This window comes from Vibrio sp. 1288 (assembly GCF_033344475.1).
Genome location: NZ_JAWPOX010000566.1, coordinates 1 through 681 on the forward strand (window position 1 = coordinate 1; position 681 = coordinate 681).

1 pseudogene is annotated in these 681 nt (G+C 46.3%); it reads left to right on the plus strand.

Going from position 1 to position 681, the window contains the following annotated elements:
- Positions 1-681, plus strand: a pseudogene (locus R8O11_RS28060) (hypothetical protein); the annotation flags it as partial.

The following is a 681-nucleotide window of genomic DNA, read 5'->3' on the forward strand; positions in this document are numbered from 1 at the left end:
TCATTTATGGTTGGGAGCTAACGCAGAACAAGCCGATCAGCAATTCGTTAAGTCTGAACCAATTGTTTGAAGACCCCGATGGTGACCTGCTCACAACTCGGATCTGGTTAGAAAACGCCAATGGTCTTCAGGTGCTCAACCAAGGCCAAATCGTGGTACAAGGTGCGCCAGAAGAAATCGACCAAACCACTTACTTAGCCGTGGCAGCTCGTGACAATCATCATGGTGAAGAAGATTACGCCTGGGTCACGACCCGTTTTGAATTGCCAGTCGTTAAAGAAGAGCAAAACAACACCGACCATCCTTTGGTCGGTGACATTGTGTATCGCCTCGAAACCACACAAAACCTTGGCGGTATCGCGTACGCGTATGAAGTGGTGTATTGCGAAGCATTTCAGTTTGAAAACGAAGAAGTGTACTTTGCCGCCTCCAACAACAAGCGCTTATGCCCAGAAAAGGGAGCACTAAAAAAAGTGGGCCATTATAAAATCAGTGATGACTCGTTGATTGTTAGCGCAAATGGTGCTCGTCAAATCTGGACCACCAAAAAGGTGTACCCATCTCAGGTTCATAAAGAGACTCAGAACTATTTCACCACCGTGTTTGATGGCAAACAATTCGAAAGCTATACCATGCAAAAGAACAAGCAATCGATGGAAAAACGCATCAACGCACCGACAG